Source organism: Dactylosporangium sucinum (assembly GCF_014647515.1).
In the GTDB taxonomy this organism is placed as follows: Bacteria; Actinomycetota; Actinomycetes; order Mycobacteriales; family Micromonosporaceae; genus Dactylosporangium; species Dactylosporangium sucinum.
Genome location: NZ_BMPI01000009.1, coordinates 33,877 through 59,225 on the forward strand (window position 1 = coordinate 33,877; position 25,349 = coordinate 59,225).

26 protein-coding genes and 1 pseudogene are annotated in these 25,349 nt (G+C 73.6%); 16 read left to right on the top strand and 11 right to left on the bottom strand.

Features of this window, described 5'->3' with window-relative positions; translation table 11 throughout:
- Positions 1–42: 42 nt before the first annotated feature.
- A complete protein-coding gene (locus IEZ31_RS11100) occupies positions 43–810 on the top strand; it encodes an SDR family NAD(P)-dependent oxidoreductase (protein ID WP_190249709.1) in 768 nt (255 codons plus the stop codon).
- 45 nt (positions 811–855) lie between these two features.
- Here the strand turns inward: IEZ31_RS11100 and IEZ31_RS11105 are convergent, their stop codons facing one another.
- The 4 genes from IEZ31_RS11105 to IEZ31_RS11120 are packed head-to-tail and all read right to left on the bottom strand — an operon-like array spanning position 856 to position 5,763.
- Complete coding sequence (locus IEZ31_RS11105) at positions 856–2,061, bottom strand: CaiB/BaiF CoA transferase family protein (protein WP_190249710.1); 1,206 nt, start codon at positions 2,059–2,061, stop codon at positions 856–858.
- Complete coding sequence (locus IEZ31_RS11110) at positions 2,058–2,936, bottom strand: HpcH/HpaI aldolase/citrate lyase family protein (RefSeq protein ID WP_190249711.1); 879 nt, start codon at positions 2,934–2,936, stop codon at positions 2,058–2,060. The genes IEZ31_RS11105 and IEZ31_RS11110 overlap by 4 nt, the downstream gene beginning before the upstream one ends.
- A 2-nt stretch (positions 2,937–2,938) precedes the next feature.
- Entirely contained in the window at positions 2,939–4,579 is a 1,641-nt protein-coding gene (locus IEZ31_RS11115; protein WP_190249712.1) for an AMP-binding protein, read from the bottom strand.
- 11 nt (positions 4,580–4,590) lie between these two features.
- Complete coding sequence (locus IEZ31_RS11120) at positions 4,591–5,763, bottom strand: acyl-CoA dehydrogenase family protein (RefSeq protein ID WP_229834678.1); 1,173 nt, start codon at positions 5,761–5,763, stop codon at positions 4,591–4,593.
- 52 nt (positions 5,764–5,815) lie between these two features.
- On the opposite strand from IEZ31_RS11120, the gene IEZ31_RS11125 reads away from it, so the two are divergent.
- Genes IEZ31_RS11125 through IEZ31_RS11135 form a run of 3 tightly spaced genes read left to right on the top strand, consistent with a single transcriptional unit; the run spans position 5,816 to position 8,517 of the window.
- Positions 5,816–6,991 (top strand): thiolase family protein, encoded by a 1,176-nt coding sequence (locus IEZ31_RS11125; RefSeq protein ID WP_190249714.1) that lies wholly within the window; start codon positions 5,816–5,818, stop codon positions 6,989–6,991.
- 9 nt (positions 6,992–7,000) lie between these two features.
- Positions 7,001–7,759: an SDR family NAD(P)-dependent oxidoreductase gene (locus IEZ31_RS11130; RefSeq protein ID WP_190249715.1), complete on the top strand. Its 759-nt coding sequence runs from the start codon at positions 7,001–7,003 to the stop codon at positions 7,757–7,759.
- Positions 7,756–8,517: a crotonase/enoyl-CoA hydratase family protein gene (locus IEZ31_RS11135; RefSeq protein WP_190249716.1), complete on the top strand. Its 762-nt coding sequence runs from the start codon at positions 7,756–7,758 to the stop codon at positions 8,515–8,517. Before IEZ31_RS11130 ends, IEZ31_RS11135 begins: the two co-directional genes overlap by 4 nt.
- Here the strand turns inward: IEZ31_RS11135 and IEZ31_RS11140 are convergent.
- Positions 8,480–9,298 carry an amidohydrolase family protein gene (locus tag IEZ31_RS11140; protein ID WP_190249717.1) on the bottom strand — a complete coding sequence of 273 codons (819 nt, stop codon included), beginning with the start codon at positions 9,296–9,298 and terminating at the stop codon, positions 8,480–8,482. The genes IEZ31_RS11135 and IEZ31_RS11140 overlap by 38 nt on opposite strands.
- A 267-nt stretch (positions 9,299–9,565) precedes the next feature.
- On the opposite strand from IEZ31_RS11140, the gene IEZ31_RS11145 reads away from it, so the two are divergent.
- The 3 genes from IEZ31_RS11145 (at position 9,566) to IEZ31_RS11155 (ending at position 10,877) form a co-directional block, all read left to right on the top strand.
- A complete protein-coding gene (locus tag IEZ31_RS11145; protein ID WP_190249718.1) occupies positions 9,566–9,712 on the top strand; it encodes a hypothetical protein in 147 nt (48 codons plus the stop codon).
- Positions 9,713–9,829: 117 nt separating this feature from the next.
- Positions 9,830–10,312 carry a cupin domain-containing protein gene (locus tag IEZ31_RS11150; RefSeq protein ID WP_190249719.1) on the top strand — a complete coding sequence of 161 codons (483 nt, stop codon included), beginning with the start codon at positions 9,830–9,832 and terminating at the stop codon, positions 10,310–10,312.
- 151 nt (positions 10,313–10,463) lie between these two features.
- Positions 10,464–10,877, top strand: a complete 414-nt coding sequence (locus IEZ31_RS11155) for a hypothetical protein (RefSeq protein ID WP_190249720.1) — start codon at positions 10,464–10,466, stop codon at positions 10,875–10,877.
- A gap of 19 nt (positions 10,878–10,896) precedes the next feature.
- On the opposite strand, the gene IEZ31_RS59355 is transcribed toward IEZ31_RS11155, so the two are convergent.
- Together IEZ31_RS59355 and IEZ31_RS11160 are read right to left on the bottom strand one after the other, a co-directional pair.
- A complete protein-coding gene (locus tag IEZ31_RS59355) occupies positions 10,897–11,322 on the bottom strand; it encodes a hemerythrin domain-containing protein (protein WP_373294564.1) in 426 nt (141 codons plus the stop codon).
- 27 nt (positions 11,323–11,349) lie between these two features.
- Positions 11,350–13,230, bottom strand: a pseudogene (locus IEZ31_RS11160) (heavy metal translocating P-type ATPase); the annotation flags it as partial.
- Between the two features lie 463 nt (positions 13,231–13,693).
- Between IEZ31_RS11160 and IEZ31_RS11165 the strand changes: the two are divergent.
- Positions 13,694–14,968, top strand: coding sequence for a ferredoxin reductase family protein (locus IEZ31_RS11165; protein ID WP_190249722.1), 1,275 nt, complete (start codon positions 13,694–13,696; stop codon positions 14,966–14,968).
- 11 nt (positions 14,969–14,979) lie between these two features.
- Positions 14,980–15,444 carry an FMN-binding protein gene (locus IEZ31_RS11170; protein WP_190249723.1) on the top strand — a complete coding sequence of 155 codons (465 nt, stop codon included), beginning with the start codon at positions 14,980–14,982 and terminating at the stop codon, positions 15,442–15,444.
- 40 nt (positions 15,445–15,484) lie between these two features.
- On the opposite strand, the gene IEZ31_RS11175 is transcribed toward IEZ31_RS11170, so the two are convergent.
- The gene (locus IEZ31_RS11175) at positions 15,485–16,093 is read right to left on the bottom strand and encodes a class I SAM-dependent methyltransferase (protein ID WP_190249724.1); all 609 of its coding nucleotides are present in this window, start codon (positions 16,091–16,093) and stop codon (positions 15,485–15,487) included.
- A gap of 29 nt (positions 16,094–16,122) precedes the next feature.
- A complete protein-coding gene (locus tag IEZ31_RS11180) occupies positions 16,123–17,037 on the bottom strand; it encodes an aminoglycoside phosphotransferase family protein (protein WP_190249725.1) in 915 nt (304 codons plus the stop codon).
- 226 nt (positions 17,038–17,263) lie between these two features.
- Between IEZ31_RS11180 and IEZ31_RS11185 the strand changes: the two genes are divergently transcribed.
- Positions 17,264–18,730, top strand: a complete 1,467-nt coding sequence (locus IEZ31_RS11185; RefSeq protein ID WP_190249726.1) for an alpha/beta hydrolase — start codon at positions 17,264–17,266, stop codon at positions 18,728–18,730.
- A 30-nt stretch (positions 18,731–18,760) separates the two neighbouring features.
- Here IEZ31_RS11185 and IEZ31_RS11190 read toward each other — a convergent pair whose 3' ends face one another.
- A complete protein-coding gene (locus IEZ31_RS11190) occupies positions 18,761–19,711 on the bottom strand; it encodes an NAD(+)/NADH kinase (RefSeq protein ID WP_190249727.1) in 951 nt (316 codons plus the stop codon).
- 107 nt (positions 19,712–19,818) lie between these two features.
- Between IEZ31_RS11190 and IEZ31_RS11195 the strand changes: the two genes are divergently transcribed.
- From IEZ31_RS11195 to IEZ31_RS11205, 3 genes are all read left to right on the top strand, one after another.
- Complete coding sequence (locus tag IEZ31_RS11195) at positions 19,819–20,574, top strand: tetratricopeptide repeat protein (RefSeq protein ID WP_190249728.1); 756 nt, start codon at positions 19,819–19,821, stop codon at positions 20,572–20,574.
- Between the two features lie 147 nt (positions 20,575–20,721).
- Positions 20,722–21,939, top strand: coding sequence for a cytochrome P450 (locus IEZ31_RS11200; RefSeq protein WP_190249729.1), 1,218 nt, complete (start codon positions 20,722–20,724; stop codon positions 21,937–21,939).
- Complete coding sequence (locus tag IEZ31_RS11205; RefSeq protein WP_373294560.1) at positions 21,933–22,151, top strand: ferredoxin; 219 nt, start codon at positions 21,933–21,935, stop codon at positions 22,149–22,151. Before IEZ31_RS11200 ends, IEZ31_RS11205 begins: the two co-directional genes overlap by 7 nt.
- A 48-nt stretch (positions 22,152–22,199) precedes the next feature.
- On the opposite strand, the gene IEZ31_RS11210 is transcribed toward IEZ31_RS11205, so the two are convergent.
- The gene (locus tag IEZ31_RS11210; protein WP_190249730.1) at positions 22,200–22,823 is read right to left on the bottom strand and encodes a hypothetical protein; all 624 of its coding nucleotides are present in this window, start codon (positions 22,821–22,823) and stop codon (positions 22,200–22,202) included.
- 156 nt (positions 22,824–22,979) lie between these two features.
- Here IEZ31_RS11210 and IEZ31_RS11215 point away from each other — a divergent pair, with 156 nt between their 5' ends.
- The 3 genes from IEZ31_RS11215 to IEZ31_RS11225 all read left to right on the top strand — a co-directional run bounded on the left by IEZ31_RS11215 (position 22,980) and on the right by IEZ31_RS11225 (position 25,313).
- The gene (locus tag IEZ31_RS11215; protein WP_190249731.1) at positions 22,980–24,167 is read left to right on the top strand and encodes a sensor histidine kinase; all 1,188 of its coding nucleotides are present in this window, start codon (positions 22,980–22,982) and stop codon (positions 24,165–24,167) included.
- Positions 24,164–24,823: a response regulator gene (locus tag IEZ31_RS11220; RefSeq protein WP_190249732.1), complete on the top strand. Its 660-nt coding sequence runs from the start codon at positions 24,164–24,166 to the stop codon at positions 24,821–24,823. Before IEZ31_RS11215 ends, IEZ31_RS11220 begins: the two co-directional genes overlap by 4 nt.
- Positions 24,824–24,923: 100 nt before the next feature.
- Positions 24,924–25,313, top strand: a complete 390-nt coding sequence (locus tag IEZ31_RS11225; protein ID WP_190249733.1) for a VOC family protein — start codon at positions 24,924–24,926, stop codon at positions 25,311–25,313.
- The last annotated feature ends 36 nt before the right edge of the window (positions 25,314–25,349 follow it).

Below are 25,349 nucleotides of genomic sequence, written 5' to 3' on the forward strand. Positions count from 1 at the left end.
AATGATTACCATAACAAGGAATAGCCCTCGGGAGGGAGATCCATGACCACACCGTTCGCCGGCACCCCGTTCGACCTGACCGGCAAGGTCGCGCTGGTCACCGGCGGCAGCCGCGGCCTCGGCGCGCAGATCGGGCTGGGCCTCGCGCGGGCCGGCGCGGACGTCGTGGTGGCCAGCCGCGACCTGGACTCGTGCCGCCGGCAGGCCGAACTGATCACCGCGGAGACCGGCCGCGCCGCCCTGCCCCACGCGGTGCACGTCGGGCGCTGGGACGAGCTGCCCGGGCTGGTCGACGCCGCCTACGCGCGGTTCGGCCGGGTCGACGTGCTGGTCAACAACGCCGGCATGGCGCCGCTGTACGACACCCTCGAGTCGGTCAGCGAGGAGCTGTTCGACAAGGTACTGGCGGTCAACCTCAAGGGCCCGTTCCGGCTCTCCGCGCTCGTCGGCACCCGGATGGCGGCCGGCGACGGCGGCAGCATCGTGAACATCTCCAGCGGCGTCGGCGTGCGCCCGCGGGCCGGTGTGCTGCCCTACGCGGCGGCGAAGGCGGGGCTGAACAACCTCACCGCCGGCCTGGCGCACACGTTCGGGCCGAAGGTGCGCTGCAACGCGGTCGTCTGCGGCACGTTCCTCACCGACGTCAGCCGGCACTGGGACGCCGAGGCGTTCGCCGCCCGCGCGGCCACGTTCGCGCTCGGCCGCGGCGGGCATCCGGAGGAGATCGTCGGCACCGTGCTGTACCTGGCCTCGGCGGCGTCGAGCTTCACCACCGGCGCCCTGGTCACCGTCGACGGCGGCCAGCCGTAGGCGCGGGCGCTGCGTGCCGGCGGCGCGCAGCGCCCGCGGCCTGCCCTACGGCGCGGGCGCGGTGACGCCGGCGGCGCGCAGTTCGGCCCGCGCGTCGTCGTCCAGCCCGAGCACGTCGGCGAGCACCGCGTCGGTGTGCTCGCCGATGGCGGGGACGCCGGCGTAGGACGGGTCCGGGGAGCCGGCCAGGTGCAGGACCGGACCGGGCATCAGCACGGAGCCCAGCACCTCGCTGCCGGTCAGCTCGACCAGTGTGCGCTCGCGGAAGTGCGGGTCGGCGAGGATGTCGCGGGCGTCGTTGACGGCCGAGGCGACCACCTCGTGCTTGTCGAGCACGGCGAGGATCTCGTCCCGGGGCCGGGTCGCCACCCAGGCGCTGACCTCCGCCTGGATCGCGTCGTTGTTGGCCATCCGGGCGACGTTGGTGGCGAAGCGCGGGTCGAGCGGGATGTCGGGGCGCTCCATCGCGGCGAAGAGCCGCTCGGCGATGGTCTGGTTGGAGGCGGCGATCGACAGCCAGCCGCCGTCGGCGGCCCGGTAGACGCCGCGCGGCGAGGCCGAGCCGGTGCCGTTGCCGACCCGGCCCTGGATCTCGCCGCTCGTCTGGTACTTGAGGATCATGTCCCCGACGATGAACATCAGCGGCTCGTACAGCGCCACGTCGACGACGTCGCCCAGCCCGGTGCGCTCGCGGCGGTAGAGCGACATCGCCGTGCCCATCGCGGCGGCGATCCCGGCGATCGAGTCGGCGAAGCCGAACGGCGGCGAGGTCGGCGGCGTGTCGGGCCAGCCGTTGATGTACGCGAAGCCGCTGCCCGTCTCCGCGACGGTGCCGAAGCCGGGCCGCTGCCGGTAGGGGCCGGTCTGGCCGAAGCCGGAGACCCGCGTGAGCACCAGCCCCGGGTTGCCGGCCGACAGCACGTCGTAGCCCAGGCCCCAGCCCTCCAGCCGGCCCGGCCGGAACGACTCGATCACCACGTCGAACCCGGCCGCGAGGCGCCGGACGAGGTCCCGCCCCTCGGCGCGGCGCAGGTCGACGGCGACCGAGCGCTTGCCGGCGTTGAGCCGGCTGAAGCCCAGCGACAGCCCGTCCTTCTGCGGCGTCCACTGCCGGGCGTAGTCGCCGACGACCGGGTCCTCGACCTTGACCACGTCGGCGCCGAAGTCGCGCAGCATCCGACCGGCGGTCGGTGCGGCGTACATGGTGCCGAGCTCGAGGACCCGGATGCCGGACAGCGGACGCTCGTTCATCGGTCTCCCTCGTCGGCGTGGGTGGCGAGCCACTCCAGCGCGGTGTCGTAGTGGGCCTTGTCGACGTGCACGCCGCGATACCGCACCGCGCCGGTGCCGGCGGCGCTCGCCCGCTCGTAGGCCTCGGCGAGCCCGCGGTAGAACGCGACCTGCTCGGGGCCCGGGCTGAACACCTCGTTGATGACCGGCACGTGCCGCGGGTGGATCGCGATCATCCCGCGGAAGCCCAGCCGGCGGCCGCGGAGGGCGAAGTCGCGCAGGCCGTCGAGGTCGTCGAGCCGCTCCCACAGCCCGGTCACCGGGTGGACGCCGGCGCCGCGGCAGGCCAGCAGGATGCGGCTGCGCAGGTACAGCGTCTCGTCGCCCTCCGGCGTCCACTCGAAGCCGACCACCCGCGTGATGTCGGCGTGCTCGGCCGTCGGCCCGATCATGCCGCCGACCCGCGGCCCGGCCGCGATCGCCGCGCAGTGCTCGATCGCGCCGATCGTCTCGGTCGGCACGAGCAGTTCCAGGCCGGCGACGCCGTTGCGCCGCTCGAAGTGGTCGAGCAGCGCGTCGAACCGGATCACGTCGTCGGGCCCGGTCAGCTTGGGCGGGAAGACGAAGTCCAGGCCGGGCACGACGACCTCCTCGAGGTCGGCCCCGGCCAGGCCGGTGGCGAGCGGGTTGACCCGCACGCCGATGCCGATGCGGCCGTGCGCCGCGCGCAGCCGCGCCACCGAGGCCGCCACCGTCGCGCGGGCGGCGGCCTTCTCGGCGTCCGGGACCGAGTCCTCGAGGTCGAGCACGACCGCGTCGGCGCCGGCCGCGGCGGCCTTCTCCACCCAGCCGGGCCGGTGACCCGGCACGAAGAGGACGGAGCGGTACGGGCGCATCCTCAGGCCCCCACCACGGCGGTCCGGTCGCTGGTGTCGGCGGTGATGCCGTCCTCGCGCAGCGCCGCCTTGCGGACCTTCTCGCTCGGCGTCTTGGGCAGCGCGTCGACGAACCGGACGAACCGCGGCGTCGCGAACGCCGGGATCCTGCCGGCGCAGAAGTCCCACAGCTCGGCGGCGGTGACCGGGGCGACCGTCACCACGACCGCCATCACCTCGTCCTCGCCCGCCTCGACCCCGGCCGGCACGCCGATGACCGCGCACTCGCTCACCGCGGGGTGCTGCAGGATCGCCTGCTCGACCTCGTAGGAGCTGACGTTCTCGCCGCGGCGGCGCAGCGCGTCCTTGTAGCGGTCGACGAAGTAGTACCAGCCGTGTTCGTCGCGGCGCAGCGCGTCACCGGTGTGGAACCACAGGTTGCGCCAGGCCTCGACGGTCTTCTCCGGCATGCCGTAGTAGCCGAGGCTGCAGGTCCACGGGTGCTTGTAGCGCACCACGAGCTCGCCGATCTCGCCGACCGGCACCTCGCGGTCGGTCTCCGGGTCGACGAGGCGCGCCTCGAACCACTCGGAGGCGAGCAGGCCGGCGGCGCCGGGCGGGCGGATCTCGCCGTACGGCGACAGGATCGGCGCGCTGGTCTCGGTCAGCCCGAAGGCGTCGACGAACGCCTCGACGCCGAAGCGGTCCATGAACTGGCGCAGCACCGAGCTGGCGGTGGGCGCGGCGTAGACGCAGCGCAGCCGGTTGTCGGCGTCGTCCGGGCGGGGCGGCTGCTTCCAGACGAAGTCCATCATCACGCCGACGAAGTTGGTGACGGTCACGTCGTCGTCGCGCACGTGGTCGATCCACCGGCTGGCGCTGAACTTCTTGCGCACCACCACCCGCGCGCCCGCGATGATCGCCGGGAAGGCGGCCATGAACTGCGCGTTGCCGTGGAACAGCGGGGTCGTGGTGAGGTAGGCGTCGTCCGCGGTCAGCCGGGTCAGCCAGACGACCTCCTGACCGAAGAAGTACATCTGGGAGTGCGGCATCGCCACGCCCTTGGACGGCCCGGTGGTGCCGGACGTGAAGAAGATCGAGGCGAGGCTGGTCGGCGACGGGTCGGGCAGCACGAGCCGCTCGCCGTCGAGCAGGGTCTCCCAGCGCTCGGCCCGCCAGCCGTGGGTGCGCAGCAGCTCGACCGCCTTGTCGGCCTGCCCGGTGTCGATCACCCAGAACTGCTCGATGCCGCGGGTGTGCTCGGCGATGGCGACGAACCGCTCGGCGAAGGCGTCGTCGATCACCGCCCAGCGCGGCCGCACCGTCTGGCTCTGGTGGCGCAGGAACTCGCCCTCGTAGGCCGTGTTGATCGGCACCTCGACGAGTGCGCCGACGGCGGTGGCGAACCAGCTGCGCACGAACTGCGAGGAGTTGGCGGCCATGACGAGGACCCGGTCGCCGGCCCGCGCGCCGGCCGCGTACCAGGCGCCGGCGATGGCCTCGGCGTCGCGCAGCGCCTCCGCGTAGGTCCACCGCGCGCCCTCGTCGGGGCAGACCAGCACGGTGGCGTCCGGGCGGGTGCGGACGTGCGCGCGCAGCACGGTCGCGAGCGACCACTCGTCCTGCGGGAAGGTCGGCGTGGTGCCGGTGTACTCCCTGACCATGTTCCTGTCCCCTACCGTCGCTGGTCGAAGGATCGTCCCAGCATCTCCGACACGATCCGCATCCGCTGCATCGTCGGCGTGCCGCCGGCCAGCGCCCAGCCGTGGGCGTCGCGGTGCAGCCGCTCGATGCCGTACTCCTCCGTGTAGCCGTTGCCGCCGTGCAGCTGCATCGCCAGGTCGGACACCCGCTTGGCCATCTCGTTGGCGGTGCACTTGGCCAGCGACACCTCCAGCGACACCGGCAGGCCGGTGCCGGCGTGCAGCGCGGCCCGCAACAGCAGCTGCCGCGCGGCCTCCACCTGCAACATCATGTCGGCCAGGGTCAGCTGGATGTTCTGGAACTCCACGAGCGGCTTGCCGAACTGCACCCGGTCCTGGACGTACCGCAGGCTGCGGTCCAGCGCGGCCTGCCCGATCGCCAGGCTCATCGTGGCGTTGCCGAGCCGCTCGATGGAGAACGCGGTGAACAGCCTGCGGAACCCGCCGGCGCCGATGAGCAGGTTCTCCTCCGGCACGCGCACGTCGTCGAAGATGACGTCGGCGCTGGGGATGCCGCGGAAGCCCATCAGCCGCTCGGGGGTGCCGAAGCTGACGCCGGGGCGGTCCGCCTCGACGATGAGCGCGCCGATGCCCTTGGCCCCGGGCGCGTCGGAGACCCGCACGTACACGAGGTAACTGTCGGCCTCGCTGCCGTTGGAGATCCACCGCTTGACGCCGTTCACCGTGTACATGCCGTCGCTGAGCTTCGCCCGGGTGGCCATGTCGGTGGCGGCGGAGCCGGCGTCCGGCTCGGAGATCGCCACCGCCATCGTCGTCTCGCCCCGGACGATGGCCGGCAGGAACCGCTCCCGCTGCTCCTCGGTGCCGAGCTGGCTGAGCACCTGCGCCGGGCCGGTGTTGGCCTCGAAGACCTGGAAGGCGGCCGGGCGGCACTCCTTGGCGAGCTCCTCGATGACCACCAGGGCGTCGATGATCGGCCGGCCGGATCCGCCGTACCGCTCCGGGTGCGCGATGCCGAGCAGGCCGAGTGAGCCGAGGTACCGCCGCTCGTCCTTGGGGAAGCGGGTGCGGTCGCGGTCCCACGCCTCGGCCCGGGGTGCGTAGCGTTCTCGGGCAAGTTGCCGGGCCGCGTCCTGGATGTCCTCTCGCCCCGCGTTCCAGGACGTTCCGTCAAGATTTGTCACGTAGGCCTCCCTGCTATTGATGCTATTCGTATGCAGAGATACTTTGTCAAGCATGGGAGCTGCCGCGCCACAGACCGTGATCGTCGACGCCGTCCGGACCCCGATGGGCCGCGGCAAGCCGGGCGGTGCGCTGTCCGGAACCCACCCGGTCGACCTGCTCGCGGGCGCGCTGCGGGCGCTCGTGGAGCGCACCGGGATCGACCCGGCCACCGTCGACGACGTGCTCGTCGGCTGCGTCGGGCAGAACCTGGAGCAGTCCGCCACCCCGGGCCGGCAGGCCTGGCTGGCCGCCGGCTACCCGGACCACGTGCCGTCGGTGACGATCGAGCGCAAGTGCGGCTCGGGCCAGCAGGCGATCGAGTTCGCCCACTGGGGCATCGCCGCCGGCGCCTACGAGCTGGCGATCGCGGGCGGCGTCGAGTCGATGAGCCGGGTGCCGATGGGTTCGGCGCGCGGCGACGCCGACCCGTTCGGCCCGGCGGTGCGGCGGCGCTACCCGGACCTGGTGCCGCAGGGCGTCGCCGCCGAGCTCGTCGCACGCAAGTGGCAGCTGTCCCGCGCCGACCTCGACGCGTTCGCGGCGCGGTCGCACCGGCTCGCCGCCGGTACCGCCGCCGCCAACGGATTCGAGGACGAGATCGTGCCGATCGCGGGCGTGCGCGCCGACGAGACGATCCGCCCGGCCACCACGCCCGAGGGCCTGGCCGGGCTGCGGACCTCGTTCGACACCGAGCGCTGGCGCGCGCAGTTCCCCGACCTGGAGTGGAAGGTCACCGCGGGCAACAGTTCGCAGCTCACCGACGGCGCCGCCGCGCTGCTGCTGACGACCGAGGAGCGGGCGGCCGCGCTCGGGCTGCGCCCGCGGGCCCGGATCGTCGCGTCCGCCGTGTGCGGCGACGATCCCGTCATGATGCTGACCGGCCCGATCCCGGCGACCCACAAGGTACTGCGAAAGGCCGGCCTCACCATCGCCGACATCGACGCCGTCGAGGTCAACGAGGCCTTCGCGTCGGTGCCGCTCGCATGGCTGGCCGAGTTCGGCGCCGACCCGGCGCGGCTCAACCCGCGCGGCGGCGCCATCGCGCTCGGGCACCCGCTCGGCGCGTCCGGCGCCCGGCTGATGACCACGCTGATCAACCATCTCGAGCAGACCGGCGGCCGGTACGGGCTGCAGACCATGTGCGAGGCCGGCGGCATGGCCAACGCCACGATCATCGAACGACTCTGAGGGGTTCAGATGCACCTTGCCAACGGCAGCGCCGTCGTCACCGGCGGCGCCTCCGGCCTCGGCCTCGCCACCGCCACGCGCCTCGTCGAGGCCGGCGCCGCGGTGGTCGTCGCCGACCTGCCCACCTCCGACGGCTCGTCCGTGGCCCAGCGGATCGGCGCCACCTTCGTCCCGGCCGACGTCACCGACCCGGCGGCGGTCGGCGCCGCGCTCGACGCCGCCGAGCGGCTCGGCCCGATCCGCGCGCTGGTGCACTGCGCCGGCCGCGGCGGGACCGTGCGGCTGGTCGGCCGCGACGGCTCTCCCGGCGACCTCGACCTCTACGAGACGCTCGTACGCATCAACCTCGTCGGCACGTTCAACGTGCTGCGCCTGACCGCCGCCCGGATGGCCGCCAACGAACCGGTCGACGGCGAGCGGGGCGTGTGCGTGCTCACCGCGTCGGTCGCCGCCTGGGAGGGCCAGATCGGCCAGATCCCCTACGCCTCCGCCAAGGCGGGCGTGGTCGGCATGACGATCGTGGCCGCGCGGGACCTGGCGAGCCGGCTGATCCGGGTCGCCACGATCGCGCCCGGCATCTTCGACACCCCGATCCTCGACCGCTTCTCCGACGAGATCAAGGACGGCCTGGCCCGCCAGGTCCCGCACCCGGCCCGGCTCGGCCGCCCGGATGAGTTCGCCCGGCTGGCCCTGCACATCGTCGACAACCCGATGATCAACGGCGAGACGATCCGGCTCGACGGCGCCGTGCGGATGCAGGCCAAGTGAGCGCCGTACGCACCGAGCGGCACGGCCGCGTCCTGCTCATCACCATCGACCGCCCCGAGGTCCGCAACGCGATCAACGCCGCCGCGGCCGAAGGCATCGCCGCCGCGCTGACCGAGCTGGACTCGCACGACGACCTCAGCGTCGGCGTGCTGACCGGCGCGGGCAAGGGCTTCTGCGCGGGCATGGACCTCAAGGCGTTCCTGGCCGGCGAGCGCCCGGCGGTGCCGGGGCGCGGCTTCGCCGGCATCGTCGAAGGCCCGCCGGCCAAGCCGCTCATCGCGGCCGTCGAGGGCTTCGCCGTCGCGGGCGGCTTCGAGATCGTCCTGGCCTGCGACCTGCTCGTCGCGGCGCAGGACGCGAAGTTCGGCCTGCCCGAGGTGCGCCGCGGACTGCTGCCGGGCGGGGGCGGCCTGCTGCGGCTGCCGAACCGCATCCCGCAGGCCCTCGCGATGGAGTGGATCCTGACCGGCGCCGTCGTGACGGCCGAGCAGGCGCACGCCGCGGGCCTGGTCAACCGGCTGACCCCGCCGGGCGCCGCGCTGGGGACGGCGCTGGAGCTGGCGCAGGAGATCGCCCGCAACGCGCCGCTGGCGATCCGTGCGGCGAAGCGCATCGCCGTCGAGGCGCCGGGCTGGCCCGCGGCCGAACGGTTCGCGCGCCAGCAGGAGATCTACGAGCCGGTCCGGTCGTCGGAGGACGCCGTCGAGGGCGCGCGGGCGTTCACGGAGAAGCGCACTCCCGAGTGGCGTGGCCGCTGACGCCCAGCAGGCCGGCCAGGGTGCCGCCGAGGATGGCGGCCTCCTCGGCCGCCTCCAGGCCCAGCGAGCGAATGGTGGCGATCTCCGCCGCCGGGTCAGCCATCGGCCAGTCCGAGCCGAACACGATCCGGTCCGCCCCGTGGCGGCGGATGATCGACCGCAGCCGGGACGGGTCCAGGTCGGCCAGGCGCGGGGGCCAGGAGGTCTCCAGGACGATCGGCGAGCCGAGCACCGCCGCCTCGGCCTCGTCCAGGCGGTGGTAGCCGCCGTAGTGGCAGGCGATGAGCTGCAACCCGGGCACGGCGGTGTGCAGCGTCATGAGGTTCCGGGGCGCGCCGCGCTCGTTGGCCGCGGCGTCGCCGCCCGCGCCCGCGTGGGTGATCACCACGATGCCGGCCTCCGCGAGGGCGTGCGCGATGGCGATCACCCGCGGGTCGGCCAGCGACAGCTCCTGGAAGAGCGGATGCAGCTTGACGCCGCCGATGCCGTTGTCGGTCAGCGACCGGAGGTTCTCTTCGGGCGTGAGATCCGGATGTACCGTGCCGAAGGGGATCAGCCGGGTCCGGTCGATCGAGCCGATGAACTCGTTGGTCCGGTGCACGGTCCGGGCCACGTTCGCGATGCCGAGGCAGGCGGCCCGGTCGACGCCCGCCGCGTCCATGGTCCTCAGCAGCCCGCCGACGGTGCCGTCGAAGACCGGGTCGAGGGCGGCCGGCCGGCTCGCGAGGATCTTCGGCGCAATGTGGTCCGGCCAGACGTGACAGTGCACATCAATGATCATCCCGACCTCCTTCAAGGCTAATCGTTAGCATAGATTAAACCGGCGGATCCGCCACCGCCACGCTGCCAGTCGGTACTGTCATGGGGGGTGACGACGAGCGCCGGTCGCGGGTCGATGCGGACCCACGGCAACGTCGCCAGGACATAGAGTCGCCTCGTGCAAGGTCGGCGGTCCACCGCGAGCCGTCCCGAGTGGCTCTGGCCCGCGGTTGCCCTCGCCGTGGCGTTGATCGGCGCGGCCGCATTGTGCCTCGTCGGAGTGTCGTCCGTGACCGCGAACTATGACGGCGTCACGAGCTGGATCAACGTCGTCGCCATCGGCAGCTGCTGCGCCGCCGCCACCCTCATCCTGCTGGCGTTGCCGCTCGCGTGGTTCACGCGGGAAGCAATCCGCGACAGTAACGCCGGCGACTGATCAAGCAGGACGAAGCAGGTCCGGCGACACCATCCGGGCCGACATCGCCAACGGCACTCGATGAACGTCCCCACGGGACAACCACCCCGCGGCCGCCTGCCATGCATGATGTGGGGCATGACCTATCCTCCCCCGCTGTACCACGGCAAAGAGGGCGAGATCAGCGCAACCTACCGTCCGGACGGCACCGCTCCGGAGCTCGTCTATCCGAACGGCACCCGGGTGCACTATCTGTCCACCGGCACGTCTACCGGCGGCCTGTTCGGCCTGTACCGGTGGGAGTGCGGCCCCGACGTGACCGGGCCGGACCCGCACTTCCACCGGTCGATCACGGAGTCCTTCTACATCCTGTCCGGCACCATGCGAATCTATGACGGCAGGCGTTGGATCGACGCCGAACCCGGGGACTACGTGCACGTTCCGGCGGGTGGTATCCACGGGTTCAAGAACGAGTCCGGAGCGCCGGTGTCGATGCTGCTGCACTTCTCGCCGGGCGCGCCCCGCGAGGGCTACTTCGAGGGCCTGGTCCGGGTTGCGCAGCTGAGCGAGGAGGAACGCACCGCGTTCTACCTCGAACACGACAACCTCTGGCTGACCTGACCGGCACCGTGCACAGTGGCCCGGTGGTGAGGCATGCGAGCTACACCCGGGGGCGTGGTCCGAGGCAGAGTAGGTAGATAGACGTCGCCGGCCTGGTCACGAGGCTGGTCTCGCGGGTTGGGCCGGCCTCGATCGAGTTGAGGAGGCCGGCATGGCCCAGGTCGCTCGACGAACCTCACTGGCCGCCTCCCGCGCCGCGCGAACCGGGGCAGCCCTGCTGTGCCTCGCCGTCGCCGTGATCCACGTCCTCGACCAGGGCGGCTTCCCGGGCAGCAAGACACCGCGCTACGTCGGCATCGGCTACTACGTGCTCGAAGCGGCCGGCGTCGTGGCTGCCGTGCTCCTGTTGCGTTCGCGCTCGCCGGCCGGGTGGCTGCTGGCCGGTGGCGTGGCATTGGGGCCGCTGGTCGGCTACATCCTGTCCCGGGGCCCGGGCCTGCCCGACTACACCTCGGATGTGGGCAACTGGACGGAGCCGCTCGGCGTGACGAGCTTGGTCGTCGAAGGCGCGCTCCTGGCGCTCGTCCTGTCGGCGCTGCGCTCGATCCGCCGCCGCGCCCGATAGGCGGTAGCCCGGCCCCGGCTCAGGTCGCGGCGGACGCCGGCGGCATGAGGCTGAACGCGTTCTCCTCCTCCTGGGCGTTGTGCAACTGCATGATGGCGTACAGGCCGTAGAGGCCGGCCCGCAGGTCGATCACGTCTTCCGGCTCGGGCTGGTTGCCGGTCTCCGGCAGGGTGCGGCGCAGCCGGCGGATCTGGTGCTCGATCTCGGCGTGGGTGCGGCTGAGCGCTCCGACCGGGTCGGGGCCGCCGAGGGCCCGCGCGACGATCGGCAGCAGCTGCGCCTCCTCGGCCCGCTCGTGCGGCAGCAGGTCGGTCTCGAGGCGGTCGAGCAGCTCACGGACGGGTTCGAGGTCGCCTCCGGTGACGGAGAGGTCGTCGGCGACGGCTCGGATCCGCTCGACGAGTGGCCGGATGGCGGTGTGCTGCGCGTACAGCTGCCGGGTCACGGCGAGGTCGGCGGTCGGCAGGGTGACGGTGTGCGTGCGCTGCGGCAGCAGGACCGTCAGGGCGAGGCCGATGGCCGCGACGTCGATCGCCTCCTGCAGCAGCGCGCCGGCCACCGGTGTGAGCAGCCCGGCCGCGGCGGGGATCATCGCGGCCAGCGACAGGGCCATGCCGATCGCGGCCGAGCGGCGGGCGATGCGGTGGGCGCGCCGGGCGACGAGGATCGCGTCGGCGAGGCCGTCGACCCGGTCGGTGGTGAGCATGACGTCGGCCGCCTCGGCGGCGGCCGTGACACCGCGTGCCGCCAGGGCCACACCGACACCGGCGGCGGCGAGCGCTGGGGCGTCGTTCACCCCGTCGCCGACCATGACGGTCGGTGCGGCGCGCTGTTCCGCGGCGACGATGGCGAGTTTGTCGGCGGGGTCGCGGTCGGCATACACCGCGTCGACGCCGGCGACCCGCCCGACGGTGTCCGCGATGTCCGCGCGGTCTCCGGTGATCATGACGGTGCGCTCGATGCCGGCGTCGCGCAGCGTCCGCATCATGCGTGGCGCGTCGGGCCGGAGCGGGTCGGTGAGCAGCAGTACCCCGGCGGGCCGGCCGTCCACCGCCGCGAACACGGTCAGCGATCCGTCCAGCGTGGCCCGGCGCCGGGCCCGGCGCACCCAGTCCGGTGTGGGGCCGTCGACGACCCAGGCCGCCTTGCCGAGGCGTACCCGGTGGCCCTCCACCGTTCCTTCGATGCCGAAACCGTGCCGTTCCCGCACGTTCGACGCCACGGGCAGGCTCAGCCTGCGGTCGCGGGCGGCGGTCACGATGGGCGCGGCGAGCACGTGTGCCGACGACTGGTCGAGCGAGGCGGCCAGCCGCAGCACCTCGTCGGCCGGCAGGTCGTGGCCGGTGATCACCGCGGAGAGGACGGGCCGGCCGCGGGTCAGGGTGCCGGTCTTGTCGAACAGCAGGACCCGTCCGGCGGCCAGCTGCTCGAGTGCCGCACCGCCCTTGAGGATCACGCCGTACCGAGCCGCCCGGGACACCCCGGACATGATCGCGATCGGGGCGGCCAGCAACAGCGGGCAGGGAGTCGCCACGACCAGCACGGCCACCGCTCGCACCGCCTCGCCCGAGATCGCCCAGGCAAGCCCGGCGGCCAGCAGCGTCAGGGGTACGAAGGCCAGCGCGAACCGGTCGGCGAGGCGGACGAAGGGGGCGCTGCTCGCCTGGGCCCGCTCGACCAGGCGCACCACGCCCGCGTAGGTCGATGCGGCCGCGGTCTCGGTGGCCAGCATCCGCGCCGCCGCCCCGGCGTTGACGACACCACTGCGGATGTTGTCGCCGGCCCGGCGCTCGACCGGCAGCGACTCGCCGGACAGTGCCGCCTCGTCGAACACGCCGTCGTCGAGCAGCCGGCCGTCGACCGGGACGAGCTCGCCCGAGCCGACCAGCAGCCGGTCGCCGACCGCGACCCGGTCCACCGGGATCTCGGCCACGCCGTCCGGGCCCTCACGGCGAGCGATCCGCGGCGCGCCGGCGGCCAGGCGGCCGAGTTCCCGGCGGGCCCGGGCCGACGCGCGCGCCTCCAGCACGCCTCCGGTGAACAGCATGACAGCGATCACCGCACCGGCGAGCGGCTCGCCGACCAGCAGGGCGCCGGCCAGCGCCAGCCACGCGATGACGTCCACCGAGGGCCGGCGGCGCAGCAGCGCGACGGCGATGGTGATCGTCGAGTAGGCCAGCCCGACCAGCGTCGCGGCGGTCCACAGCGCGGACGCCCAGCCCCGCGCCCCCGCGCCGGCGGCCGCCACACCGGCGATGAGCAGCAGCGTCGCCAGCCAGAACAGGATGGTCTCCCGGGCGGCCCACAGCCGGGAACCTCGCGGCTGCGACGCGCGGTCGCCCTGCTCGTTCATGGCGCGGTGACAGGAGCCGAACGCGGCCGGCCGACACGGAGCGCTGCACCGCCGGCACCGACGACGAGCGGCCCGTACCGATTGGACATCGCAGTACCCCTCTCCCCCGAGGAGCCGGTCGGCACAGCGGACCGGCCTCACTTCATGGTCCACTCGCCGCGGCCTCCGTTCCAAGGCCGAAGGTCCCGAACCGGCGACACCTCGCCGCGGCTAAGAATCCTCGAAGAACGGCGCGGCAGAGTGGGCACGAGTTCGTCGGACGAGGAGGTGTCGTTTCGTGCCGGACACCGTCAGTGGCGCGCCGCCGCACCCGATCGTGGTGCACGGCGCGCAGCATGACCCCGCACGGTGGTGGCTGCCGCCCGCGTCGGGTGGCGGAGTGCGACCGGGACGACGGCGGGGGCGCGGCCCGGGGCCACCCGCGTGGCGGGCCGATCTCGTGGGCGCCGCGGCGGTGCTCAGCATGCTGGTGGTCGTTGCGCTCTGGGTGCGCAACCGGGGCGTGCAGGACCTCACCGGCGTGGCGCCCGGACTGACCTCGCTGGGCCGGCTCACCGGCCTCGTCTCCACCGATCTGCTGCTGGTCCAGGTGCTGCTCATGGCCCGCGTGCCGTGGATCGAGCGCAGCTTCGGCCAGGACCGCCTGGCGGCGTGGCACCGGTGGACCGGGTTCACCTCCTTCAACCTCATGCTGGCGCACGTCGTCCTCGTCGCCGTCGGCTACGCCGCGAGCGAGGACACGGGCCCGCTGGGCGAGTTGTGGCACCTGGTCACCACGTACCCGGGGATGCTGCTGGCGGCCGCGGCGTCGCTCGCGCTCACCATCGTCGTGGTGACGTCGGTCCGCGCGGCCCGCCGCCGGCTGCGGTACGAGTCATGGCACCTGCTGCACCTGTACGCGTACCTCGGCGTGGCCCTGGCCATCCCGCACGAGCTGTGGACCGGCACCGACTTCGTCGCCTCGCCGGCGGCCCGCGCGTACTGGTGGACGATCTATCTCACCGCGGCCGGCTGCCTCGTCCTGTTCCGGATCGGCCTGCCGGCCTGGCGCACGCTGCGGCACCGGCCGGTCGTCGCCGCCGTCGTGCCCGAGGGCCCCGGCGTGTTCTCGGTGTACCTGCGCGGCCGGCACCTGGACCGCCTGCCGGCGCGCGCCGGGCAGTTCTTCCTGTGGCGCTTCCTCGACGGGCCGGGCCGGTCCCGCGCCAACCCGTACTCGCTCTCGGCCGGGCCCCGGCCGGACCTGCTGCGGGTCACGGTGAAGGACCTCGGCGAGGGCAGCCGGCGGGTGGCCACGGTCCGGCCCGGCACGAAGGTGGTCATCGAGGGCCCGTACGGCCGGTTGACCGCGCCGCCCGCCGACGGCCGCCCGATCACCATGCTCGCCAGCGGGGTCGGCATCACCCCACTGCGGGCGATCCTCGACGAGGTCCGGGTGCCGGTGACGCTGCTCTACCGCGCGCGTACCGCGGACGACCTCCTGTTCAAGGACGAGCTGGACGCGGCGGTCATTGCCGGAGGGCTCCGGGTGGGGTACCTGATCGGGCCGCGCGCCGGGGAGGGCTCCTGGGTTCCGGCGGGTTTCCGGGACGACCAGCTTCCCCGATGGGTGCCCGGCATCCACACGCATCACGTCTACGTCTGCGGGCCCGACGCCTGGATGTCCGTCGCCGCGGCGGCGGTACTGCGCGCCGGTGTACCCCCGCGGCGCCTGCACACCGAGCGATTCAGCTGGTAGGAGAACCCCGGATGAGGCGGATCACGCTGTGGATGCTGTCCACGGTGGCGGCGGTCGTACTGCTGTTCAGCTACCGGACCAGCACGATGGGCGCGACGGCACCGAACGCTCCCGGCGTCGTCGGTGCGGCGCCGGGCCTGGTGCCCAACGGTCCCGCCGCCGGCGGCCCGGCGGGCTCAGCAGCCCCGTCGGGCGCCACGTTGGTCAACGGCACGGTCGCGCAGACCCGCTGGGGCCCGGTCCAGGTTCGGGTGACCATCTCCGGCGGAAGGATCACCGACGTCGTCGCGCTGCAGGTGCCCAGCGGCAACCGGCGCGACCGGGAGATCAACGACTACGCGGTGCCGATGCTGCGCGAGAAGGTCCTGCAGGCGCAGAGCGCCGACATCGACTCGGTGTCCGGCGCCACCGTCACCAGCGACGGCTACCGCCGCTCCCTGCAGGCCGCGCTCGACGCCGCGCACTTCGGCTCCTGAACGGGTCGCCGGTGTGAACGTCGCCCATGAGCGGCTCCGCTCATCCTCCGGTCGCGACCGCGGCGAGGGCGGCGTGCGGCCGGTGCGTGCCGTCGCTGGGCCGGTGCAGGCGCTCGACCTCCGTGAACCCGGCTCGCGTCAGCCGCTCGACGAGCTCGTCCACGGGCCAGCGATAAGCGGTCACGACCTTGTGGTCGAAGGCGGCAACCTCGTCACCGTCGAAGACGCCGAGCACCAACGCTCCGGCCGGGGCCATTGCCCGACGGAACCTGGCGAGCACGCCGTCGAGCCGCTGCGGCGGTAGATGGATCAACGAGTACCAGGCCAGGATGCCGGCGATCGAATGGTCGGCGACGTCGAGGTCCTCCATCGACCCGAGTTGGTACCTACCGCCCGGGTGGACCGCCCGCGCATGGGCGATGAACTCGGGGACCATGTCGATTCCCGTCGCGTCGACGCCCTGCGAGCGAAGGTAATCGGTGATGTGGCCGGGCCCGCAGCCCAGATCGAGCACCGTGCCGGGCCGGCCCGCCAGATGTCGCGCGATGAAGGCCAGGTCGTCGGCGTGGACCTGCTGCCTTGAACCGAACAGCTCGATGTAAAGGTCTGCGACGGACGCATAGGCGCGCCGAACCTGCTCCACGTTCACCGCACGACCATATGGTGGCGATCGCCGGCTCAGCGAATGGTGGCGATGAGGCGTCGCAGGGCGGCGTGGGCGGGTGGGCCCCAGGTGGGCTTGCCGCCGGGGCGGCCGTGGACGCCGGCGTCGCCGATGAGGATGCCGCCGAGGGCGCGCGCCATCGCCCAGCCGCGGGCGCGGCGCATGGTGGCGGTGTCCGGGGTCGGCTGGTAGGCCGCGTAGAAGTGGTCGGTGGTGTCGTCCGGCAGCAGGAGCCAGACGGCGGCGAGGTCACATGCCGGGTCGCCCGCGCAGAGGTCGCCGAAGTCGACCACGCCGCAGAAGGTGCCGTCGGCGGTGAGGACGTTGGCGGGGTGCAGGTCCGCGTGGAGCCACAGCGCCGGGCCCGTCCATCGCGGCGCCGTGACCGCGTCGTGCCAGACGGCGCGGACGGCGTCCGGGTCGTCGATCAGCCCCCGCTCGGTGGCGGACGTGAGCCCCCTGGCGAACCCCTCGGCGCGGTCGGCCAAGGGTCCGCCACGGTCCCGGCCGGCGGGCGCGCCGCCGGGGGCGGGCTGGTGCAGCGCCGTCAGGAACATGGCCAGGGATTCGGCCGCGTCGGAGGCTCGCGTGACGGGGGTGAGGTCGGCGGGTGTGCCCGGAACCCAGGTGGTGACGAGCCACGGCCGGGGGAACCGTTCGGAGGGCTCGCCGAATCGCTGCGGGACAGGGATCGGCAGTGGGAGGCGCGGGGCAAGCGTGGGCAGCCAGGCGTGCTCCTTGCGCAGCAGCGCGTCAGCGGACCCGGTCGCCCAGGGAAGCCGGACGGCGAGGTCGTCACCGAGCCGCCACAGCTGGTTGTCCCATCCGCGCGCGCCGAGCCGAACCGGGCGATCGGCGAGGTCGGGATGCTGGTCGCGGACGAGGTCCCGGACCAGCTCCGCGGTGATCTCGATCTCGGCGTGGGTCACGCGGAGCTACGGTAGTCTCGCCGGGTCGTTCGCGCCCCGGCGCCCTCACCCGCCGGGGGCTATCGAGTGCGTGACCTGCGGATCGGCGATGAAATTCATCCTGGCCGACGGCAGCCGCTCGTAAACGACACCATTCGGTTACGGTCCGCTGTTGCCATGGACGCGGGCGGGTAGATACCTTTCGCTGGTCTGCCATGGTGGACTCTCGGCCGGGGGGCTAAGGGTCATGAGGATCTACCACGCGGCGGAGCCCACGCACGAGGTTCCCGCCGCGCCCGAGCGCACGAGGCACCGACGGCCCCGAGGCCCGCGGGCCGGCGCGGTGGTGGCCGCTTTCGCCGCCGGGCTCACGGCGACCGGGCTCGCCTCGGCGGCCTGGGGCGGGGCGTTCGATCACGTGCCGCTACTCGACCGCGGAGTGGCCGTCGGCTTCGAGATGGTGGGCTGCGCGCTGCTGCTCGCCGCGCTGTGGAGCCGGGAGCGCCGGTGGATCACCCGCACGCTGCCGATCCTGCTGTTGTCGGCCGCCGGGCTCGTCGGCCTGGTCGCACTCACCCTGTGGATCACCGGCACGGTGACGGACGCCTACCCGCCGTCGTTCGCGATCTGGATCGGCGCCGGGTTCGCCGCGCTCGCGGGATGCCCGCTCGTCCTGCGCCGTCGCCCGGTCGGGCGAGCTGCCGGGCGGGCCCTCGCCTGGCGCAAAGCGGCGGCCATGGTCGCGGTGCCGGCGACGGTCGTCGGCGCGTTCATGCTCATCGACCAGCAGTACGGCATCTGGCCGCAGGTCGGCGACGTGCTCGGCCACTCCGGGGCGATCGGCGGCCAGCAGGCGCACGACCTGGTCGGCGGCGCCACACCCGGCGGCGCCCCGCCCGCGAAGGGCGTGATCGTCAGCCTCGACGCCCCGGCCACCCGGTCGCACTTCAGGCACCGCCCCGGCGTCGTGTTCCTGCCGCCCGCCTACTTCGGCCCCGGCCGCGCGACGCTGCCCGTCCTCATCATGCTGGTCGGGTCGCCCGGCACCCCGATCAACTGGCTCAGGTCCGGGCACGGCCAGTCCACCGACGACGCCTACGCCGCGGCGCACGACGGACGGGCGCCCGTGCTGGTGGTCGTCGACCAGAACGGCTCCGCCACCGGCGACACCGAGTGCATCGACGGCCCCCAGGGCAACGCCGAGACCTACCTGACCGCCGACGTGCCGGCGTTCATCACCGGCACCCTGCGGATCCGGCACAACCCGTCGAGCTGGGGCATCGTCGGGTTCTCCGAGGGCGGCACCTGCGCCCTGGACCTCGTCCTCGGTCACCCCGACATCTACCGGCACGTCGTCGACTTCGGCGGCGACGCGCGGCCCAACCTCGGCAACCCCGCGCACACCCTGAGCACGCTGTTCGGCGGCAACCTCGCCGCCGAGCAGGCGCACGACCCCGCGCGGCTGCTGAGCACCCGCCGGTACCCCGGGGTGACGCTGTGGTTCGGCGCCGGTGCCGACGACGCCCGCGACATCGCCGTCGGCGAGCAGCTGGCGGCCGCCGCCATCCGGGACGGGATCGTCACCCACCGGTTCGTCGACACCGGCGGGCACAACTGGCAGTTCGCGAGCGCCGGCTTCGCGCGGGTGCTGCCGCAGCTGTGCAACGAGATGCTCACCAGCGGCCCGGCGCCCGCCCCGGGCCGGCCCGCCTAGTCGGGGTGATCCAGGCGGTGCTGGTGAGCGTCAGGGCTCGCGGCGGGCGATGGCGTCGTCGGCGCGCTGGCGCAGCTCGGGCGGGATCAGCTCGATGAGCTGGTCGGGGCGCAGCGGCAGGTCGAGCAGGCTCAGCTTGATCCGGCTGCGGCGGGCGTGCTCGGTCGCCGACAAGCGGACCACCTGGGCGGCGTCGCGGCGCAGCGTGGTGGTCAGGCGGTCGCCGGGGGCGAGCGAGCCGCTGGCGGTGCCGTCGACGTCCACCGCGATCCGGGCGCTGTCGGCGGCCACGGCCAGGGTCACCCGATCCTCCGCGCCGAGCACCACGGGCCGGGCGATCCCCGACATCGGCGCCACCGGGGTGACCACCACCGCGTCCGAGGACGGCGAGAGGATCGGGCCGCCGGCCGCATAGTTGTACGCGGTCGAGCCGGTCGGGGTCGCGACGACCACGGCGTCGGCCCGGTAGTAGCCGTATCGCACGTCGTTGACCGACAGGTCGACGGAGACGGCGCCGGTGCGGTCCGCCCGGGCCAGGACCACGTCGTTGAAGCCGAAGCCGGCGGCCAGCTCCACCCGGTCGGCATGCGCCTCGAGCCCGGCGTGCCGCTCGATGGTGAAGTCCCCGTCGGCCAGCCGCGCCAGGGCCGCCGGGAGCTGCGGCGGCGCCACCTCGGCGAGGAAGCCCAGGTTGCCGTGGTTGACGCCGAGGATCGGCACGGGCCGGTCGGCCATGAGCCGCATCGCGCCCAGCATCGTGCCGTCGCCGCCCAGCGCGACGATCCCGTCGACCTGCGCCGCGAACACGGCGTCGGACACGGTGCCGACGGCCTGCGGCAGCCGGGCGCGGTCGCCGTCGCGGGCGATGACGCGGACCGGATGGTCCCGGGCGGCGGCGAGGATCGCCTCGACGGACTCCTGCACCGGCTTGCGCGGGTGCAGCACGAGCCCGACCGTGCCCAGCTTCGCCTCACCGCCCATAGGCCCATCCTCCCACGCGTCACCGCCCCGACATCCGGCTCCTGGATCACGGCCGCGTCGATGGCGGCATCGACGCGCAACCGACGGAGCAGGCCTAAGGTCAGGCCGTGAACGATCGTGCCGGCCCGACCGACGAGGAGCACGGGTATGTTGCGGAGGCCGAGGCTATCTACCGGGCGGGAATCGCCGCCGGGGAGGCCAGCGGCTGGATCGATCTCGCGCGACTGTACGAGGGCCTCGGCCGCCACGACGAGGCGGTCGCGGCATGGCAGGGCGCGATCGATGCCGGCTGGTGGGGCGCCCGGGCGGGATTGGCCACGCTGCTCGGCAAGCTCGGTCGCGTCGACGAGGCCGTCGCCGCGCACCGGGCGGCGATCGCCGGCGGCGACCTTTCGGCGATCAACGCCTTCGCCCACCTGCTCGCCGGGCAGGACCGCCTCGACGAAGCGGTCGCGGAGCTTCGGGCGGCGCTCGGTCAGGAGGCCGGGTCGCACTGGCCGTTCGGTGAGGTGCTGGAGCAGCACGGCCGCACCGACGAGGCCCTCGACGTCTATCGCGGGGCCGTCGCGGCCGGAGAGACCAACGTCCGCAGCCGGGTGGTGCGGCTGTTGCTCGACCGGGGTCAGCTGGACGAGGCGATCCGCGAGGTGCGGGCCGCGATCGCCGATGGTGAGCTCCCCGCGTACCGGGCGCTGGGCTACGTCCTCGCGGTGGCGAACCGGCAGGACGAAGCCCACGCCGAAGCCGACCGCCTCGCCGCCGCGGGTGACGTTCTCGCGTTCGCCAAGCTGCTCGGCGGCATCGCACAGGCCGAGGACGCCCGTGCCGGACGGCCGCGTCCGGGCCGGCGCCGGGATCACTGACAGGCGATGGCCGCAATTGTGACCCGGGTCTCAGGTCACGGGTGAGGGCGTGCACGTCGGTCACGGGGAGCCTGGATGACGTGACACCATGTTAGCCTTGCATCGACATTTACCGATGTCTTCGATGCTCATCGGGGAGGAGCGTCCATGACCGCGACCGCCCAGGCCCGGCCCCAGCTGCCGTTCGACCGGCCCAACGTGCTCGACATCGCGCCGCTCTACGACGTGCTGCGCCGCGAGGCCCCGCTCACCCGGATCACCACGCCCGCCGGCGACCCCGCCTGGCTGGTGACCGCCTATGCGGCGGCCCGGCAGATCTTCGGCGACCGGCGCTTCGGCCGCTCCCACCCGGCCCCGCAGGAGGCGGCCCGGGTCTCGCACGCGGCGGTGCTCGACGGCCCGTCCGGCGACTACGCCACCGAGGAGCGCGAGCACACCCGGATGCGCCGCCTGCTGGTGCCGGCGTTCTCCGCGCCCCGGATGCGCCGCCTGGCCGGCCGGATCGAGGAGCTCACCGAGCGCTGCCTGGACGACATGCAGGCCGCCCGCGACGCCCGCCCCGGCGCGCCGGTCAACCTGCACGAGCTGCTTGCGTTCCCGCTGCCGGTCCTGGTCATCTGCGAGCTGCTGGGCGTGCCGTATGCGGACCGCGGCCATTTCCGCCGGCTCTCCCAGCGCATCGGCCTGATCGACGGCGGCGCGGACGCGCGGGCGGCGATGGCGGAGTTCCAGGAGTACACGACCGGCCTGGCCGAGGCGAAGCGGCGCGCGCCCGGCCCGGACGTCATCTCCGACCTCGTCGCCGCGCAGGCCGAGGACCCGACGTTCACCGCGGACGAGCTGGCCCGCCTGGCCGCCGGCCTCATCTTCGCCGGGCACGAGACCACGTCGACCCGCATCGACCTCGGCGTCCTGCTGCTGCTCGCCGACCCGCGCCGCCGCGACCGCTTCGCCGCCGACCCGCACACCGAGGTCGGCCCGACGGTGGAGGAGATCCTGCGGATCACCGCTCCCGGCGGCCTGGGCCTGCTCCGGTACGCGCACGCGGACGTCGAGATCGCGGGCGTCACGATCGCCCGCGGCGAGGCGGTCATCATCTCCAGCAACGCCGCCAACCGCGACGCGACGGTCTTCGCCGACCCGGCCGAGTTCGACCCGGCCCGCCGCCCGAACGCGCACCTCGCCTTCGGTCACGGCGCCCACGTCTGCATCGGCGCCAACCTGGCCCGCACCGAGCTGCGCACCGTCTTCCCCGCGCTGCTGCGGTGCTTCCCCACGCTGCGGCTGGCGGTCGCGGTCGACGACATCGAGATCCGGCACAACCGGCTGACCGGGGGCGTGGACGAGGTGCCGGTGACATGGTGACGATGAGGGTGAGCGCGGACCCGGACGTGTGCGTGTCGTCGGGTCAGTGCGCCCTGCTCCTCCCCCGGGTCTTCGACCAGCGCGAGGACGACGGCGTGGTGGTCGTGCTGGACGAGTCTCCCCCGCCGGAGCTGTCGGACACCGTCCGCCAGGCCGTGGCGGGCTGCCCGTCCGGCGCCCTCAGCGTTGTTCCGGGTAGCGAAGGTTCCTGAGGGCGCGTCCGCCGGTGCCGGGCCCGGCACCGGCGGTCGACGAGCGCATCAGGCGGTGCGGGCGCCGGCGAGCTCGGCGGTGGCCGGCGCCGGGGCCGGGCGCACCGCGACGGTGCCGATCGCCACCAGAGCGGCGAAGAAGATGCAGTCGGGCAGCAGGAACCAGGCGCCGGGCAGGCCCAGCGCGCCGACGAGGCACGAGACGATCAGTGCCACGCCGATCCACCACGGCAGGACCCGCGCCCGCAGCACGGCGATGCCGAGGCAGATCGAGCCGATCACCAGGGCCAGCAGGGCCACGCCCTCGAAGACGGCGAAGCCGGTGGGCTCCTCGGCGGGGAGGCCGCCGTGGGCGACCAGGTACGGCTTGACGAACGCCTCCGTCGTGCCCTCGCCGAGGTTGAGCATCACCAGGGCGGCGAAGATCCCGCTGTACCCGATGATGTGCAGTTTCGGCGCGCGGCCGGCGAACGTCAGGATCACCGGCAGGCCGAGGGCGACGATGACGTCGCCGACGAGCGCGATGCCCTCGAACAGCGGCCAGGCCTCGTAGCGGAACACGTCTTCGCCGCTGCCCGGCGCGAGCAGGTTGGCGGCGAGGTAGCCCACCACGGCGACGATCGAGCCGACGATGAGCGCCCATCCGGCGAGGCGCCTCAGGTTCACGGTCATGGTTCCCCTCCAACGATGCCGCCCCTCGGCGGCGCGGATCCCAGGGTCGGGCCGGCCGGGCGGGAAATCGTCGTGCCACGGTCGGCGACCGGGCCGCCGGAATATGCGACCTCCGGATGACGCCGCGCAGCTCCGGGCGCCGGTAGCTTGCCGGTTGTGACGACGAAGCGAGTGTGGCCTATGGGCCTGCTGCCCGATGCGCTGTTCGCGCTCGCGGTCACCGTGTTCGCCCAGATCGACGTCGCGGTGCGGCTGGACAACTCCACGCCGTACGGGCCGCTGCCCGCGGTCGTCGCCGCCACCCTGGTCGCGACGGCGGTGCTGGCGCTGCGCCGGGTCGCGCCCCTGGCCACGGCCGTGACCGTGGCCCTGGCGGTCGGCGGGCCGATGCTCGTCACCCCGCTGACCGTCACGCTGTGGGGCGACTTCCTGCCGATCCTCATCGCCGGCTACTCGGTCGCCCGGCACAGCTCACGGGAGCGCGCCGCCACCGGGGCGGGCGCGATCGTCGCCGGGCTGGTCGTCGTGTTCCTGCGCAACCCCGAGTCGGGCACGGTCGCCAACATTCCGTTCGTGGCGGTACCGCTGGCGGCCTGTTACGTCGCCGGGAGGGTGCTGCGCGCCCGGGCCCGCAGCCAGTCCGACGACCGCGAACGCGCGCAGCGGCTCGAGGCGGAGCGGGAGGAGGCGATCCGGGCCGCCCTGGCCGAGGAGCGCGCCCGCATCGCGCGCGAGCTGCACGACATCGTGGCCCACTGCGTCAGCGTGATGGTGGTCCAGGCGGGCGCCGCCGAGGACCTGCTCGACCGCGACCCGCCGCGCGCCCGGGCGCCGCTGCAGTCGGTCCAGGAGACGGGGCGGCAGGCGGTCGGCGAGCTCGGACGGATGCTCGGCCTGCTGCGCGGCGAGCGGTCGAAGCTCGCGCTGAAGCCGCAGCCGGGCACGGCCGACCTGGCCGGGCTGGTCGAGCACATGGGCGGGATCGGCCTGCCGGTCGAGCTCACGGTGGAGGGCCCGGAGCGGTCGCTGCCGCCCGGCGTCGACCTGACCGTGTACCGCATCGTGCAGGAGGCGCTCACCAACGCCCTCAAGCACGCGGCGCCGACGACCGCGCGCGTCGTGCTGGAGTACGACGAGCAGTCGGTGCGGGTGAGCGTGCGCGACTCCGGCCCGGCCGGCGGGCACGGCGGACCGGGCGACCCCGTCCCCGGACGGGTCGGGCACGGCCTCATCGGCATGCACGAGCGGGTCGGCCTCTACGGCGGCACGCTCGAGACCGCGGACGCGCCCGGGGCGGGCTTCACCGTCGAGGCGCGCCTGCCGCTGCCGGCGGCCCAGCGATGATCCGCGTGCTGCTGGTCGACGACCAGGCCCTGGTGCGCGGCGGCTTCCGCTCCATCCTCGAGGGCCAGGACGACATCGAGGTGGTCGGCGAGGCGGCCAACGGGGTCGAGGCCATCGAACGCGCCCTCGACCTGCAGCCCGACATCATCTTCATGGACATCCGCATGCCGCGCATGGACGGCATCGAGGCGACCCGCCGCCTGCTGGCGGGCGGCCGCTGCGCGGCCCGGGTGCTCATCCTGACGACGTTCGACGAGGACGAGTACGTGTACCAGGCGCTGCGCGCGGGCGCGAGCGGCTTCCTGCTCAAGAGCGCCCCGCCGCGCGAGCTGGCCGGGGCGACCCGCACGGTCGCCGGCGGCGAGGCGCTGCTGGCCCCGGAGATCACGCGGCGGATGATCGAGGAGTACGTCCGCCGTCCCCGCCCGGACTCCGCCCGCCGCTCCCAGCTCGGCGCGCTGACGCCGCGTGAGCTCGAGGTGCTGGGCCTGATCGCGCGCGGCCGCTCCAACGCCGAGATCGGCGCGGAGCTGTACCTGAGCCCGCCGACGGTCAAGACGCACGTCACGCGCATCCTGGCCAAGCTGGGCCTGCGCGACCGGGTCCAGGCGGTCGTCTTCGCCTACGAGTGCGGGCTCGTCCAGCCCGGCGCCTGACCGGGCTGCGCCGGCCGGTTCCGGCGGTCCGGTCCGTTTCCCCGGGTGTTCGGGGGTAGGTAGGAAGAGGATGAAAGCGCCACGAGTCTGGAGGCACGCGATGTCCATACAGCTCAATCACACGATTGTCGCGGCCCGCGACAAGGAGACGTCCGCCAAGTTCCTGTCCGGGGTGTTGGGGGTGCCGGTGGGTCCTCGCTTCGGCCCGTTCGTGCCGGTCGAGATGAGCAACGGCGTCACCCTGGACTTCATCGACACCGGCGGCGAGCCGATCACCGCTCAGCACTACGCGTTTCTGGTTTCGGAGAACGAGTTCGACGCGATTTTCGGTCGTATCAGGGAGGCTGGGATGGCCTACTACGCCGATCCGCACCACGCCCAGCCGCAGCAGATCAACCACCGTGACGGCGGCCGCGGTGTGTACTTCGACGATCCGAACGGCCACAACCTGGAGATCCTCACGCGCCCGTACGGCAGCGGCCCCCCGTGATCGACCGCGGGGCTCCGACCCCGCCGAGCCGGTTCG

Bases quoted from the DNA above. Each gene is read 5' to 3' on its own strand.
- IEZ31_RS11105 (WP_190249710.1), bottom strand. From the start codon at position 2,061: ATGAACGAGCGTCCGCTGTCCGGCATCCGGGTCCTCGAGCTCGGCACC.
- IEZ31_RS11225 (WP_190249733.1), top strand. From the start codon at position 24,924: ATGTCCATACAGCTCAATCACACGATTGTCGCGGCCCGCGACAAGGAG.
- IEZ31_RS11210 (WP_190249730.1), bottom strand. From the start codon at position 22,823: ATGACCGTGAACCTGAGGCGCCTCGCCGGATGGGCGCTCATCGTCGGC.
- IEZ31_RS11115 (WP_190249712.1), bottom strand. From the start codon at position 4,579: ATGGTCAGGGAGTACACCGGCACCACGCCGACCTTCCCGCAGGACGAG.
- IEZ31_RS11130 (WP_190249715.1), top strand. From the start codon at position 7,001: ATGCACCTTGCCAACGGCAGCGCCGTCGTCACCGGCGGCGCCTCCGGC.
- IEZ31_RS11205 (WP_373294560.1), top strand. From the start codon at position 21,933: ATGGTGACGATGAGGGTGAGCGCGGACCCGGACGTGTGCGTGTCGTCG.
- IEZ31_RS11185 (WP_190249726.1), top strand. From the start codon at position 17,264: ATGAGGATCTACCACGCGGCGGAGCCCACGCACGAGGTTCCCGCCGCG.
- IEZ31_RS11150 (WP_190249719.1), top strand. From the start codon at position 9,830: ATGACCTATCCTCCCCCGCTGTACCACGGCAAAGAGGGCGAGATCAGC.
- IEZ31_RS11125 (WP_190249714.1), top strand. From the start codon at position 5,816: ATGGGAGCTGCCGCGCCACAGACCGTGATCGTCGACGCCGTCCGGACC.
- IEZ31_RS11200 (WP_190249729.1), top strand. From the start codon at position 20,722: ATGACCGCGACCGCCCAGGCCCGGCCCCAGCTGCCGTTCGACCGGCCC.
- IEZ31_RS11110 (WP_190249711.1), bottom strand. From the start codon at position 2,936: ATGCGCCCGTACCGCTCCGTCCTCTTCGTGCCGGGTCACCGGCCCGGC.
- IEZ31_RS11220 (WP_190249732.1), top strand. From the start codon at position 24,164: ATGATCCGCGTGCTGCTGGTCGACGACCAGGCCCTGGTGCGCGGCGGC.
- IEZ31_RS11100 (WP_190249709.1), top strand. From the start codon at position 43: ATGACCACACCGTTCGCCGGCACCCCGTTCGACCTGACCGGCAAGGTC.
- IEZ31_RS11165 (WP_190249722.1), top strand. From the start codon at position 13,694: ATGCTGGTGGTCGTTGCGCTCTGGGTGCGCAACCGGGGCGTGCAGGAC.
- IEZ31_RS11140 (WP_190249717.1), bottom strand. From the start codon at position 9,298: ATGATCATTGATGTGCACTGTCACGTCTGGCCGGACCACATTGCGCCG.
- IEZ31_RS11155 (WP_190249720.1), top strand. From the start codon at position 10,464: ATGGCCCAGGTCGCTCGACGAACCTCACTGGCCGCCTCCCGCGCCGCG.
- IEZ31_RS11170 (WP_190249723.1), top strand. From the start codon at position 14,980: ATGAGGCGGATCACGCTGTGGATGCTGTCCACGGTGGCGGCGGTCGTA.
- IEZ31_RS11190 (WP_190249727.1), bottom strand. From the start codon at position 19,711: ATGGGCGGTGAGGCGAAGCTGGGCACGGTCGGGCTCGTGCTGCACCCG.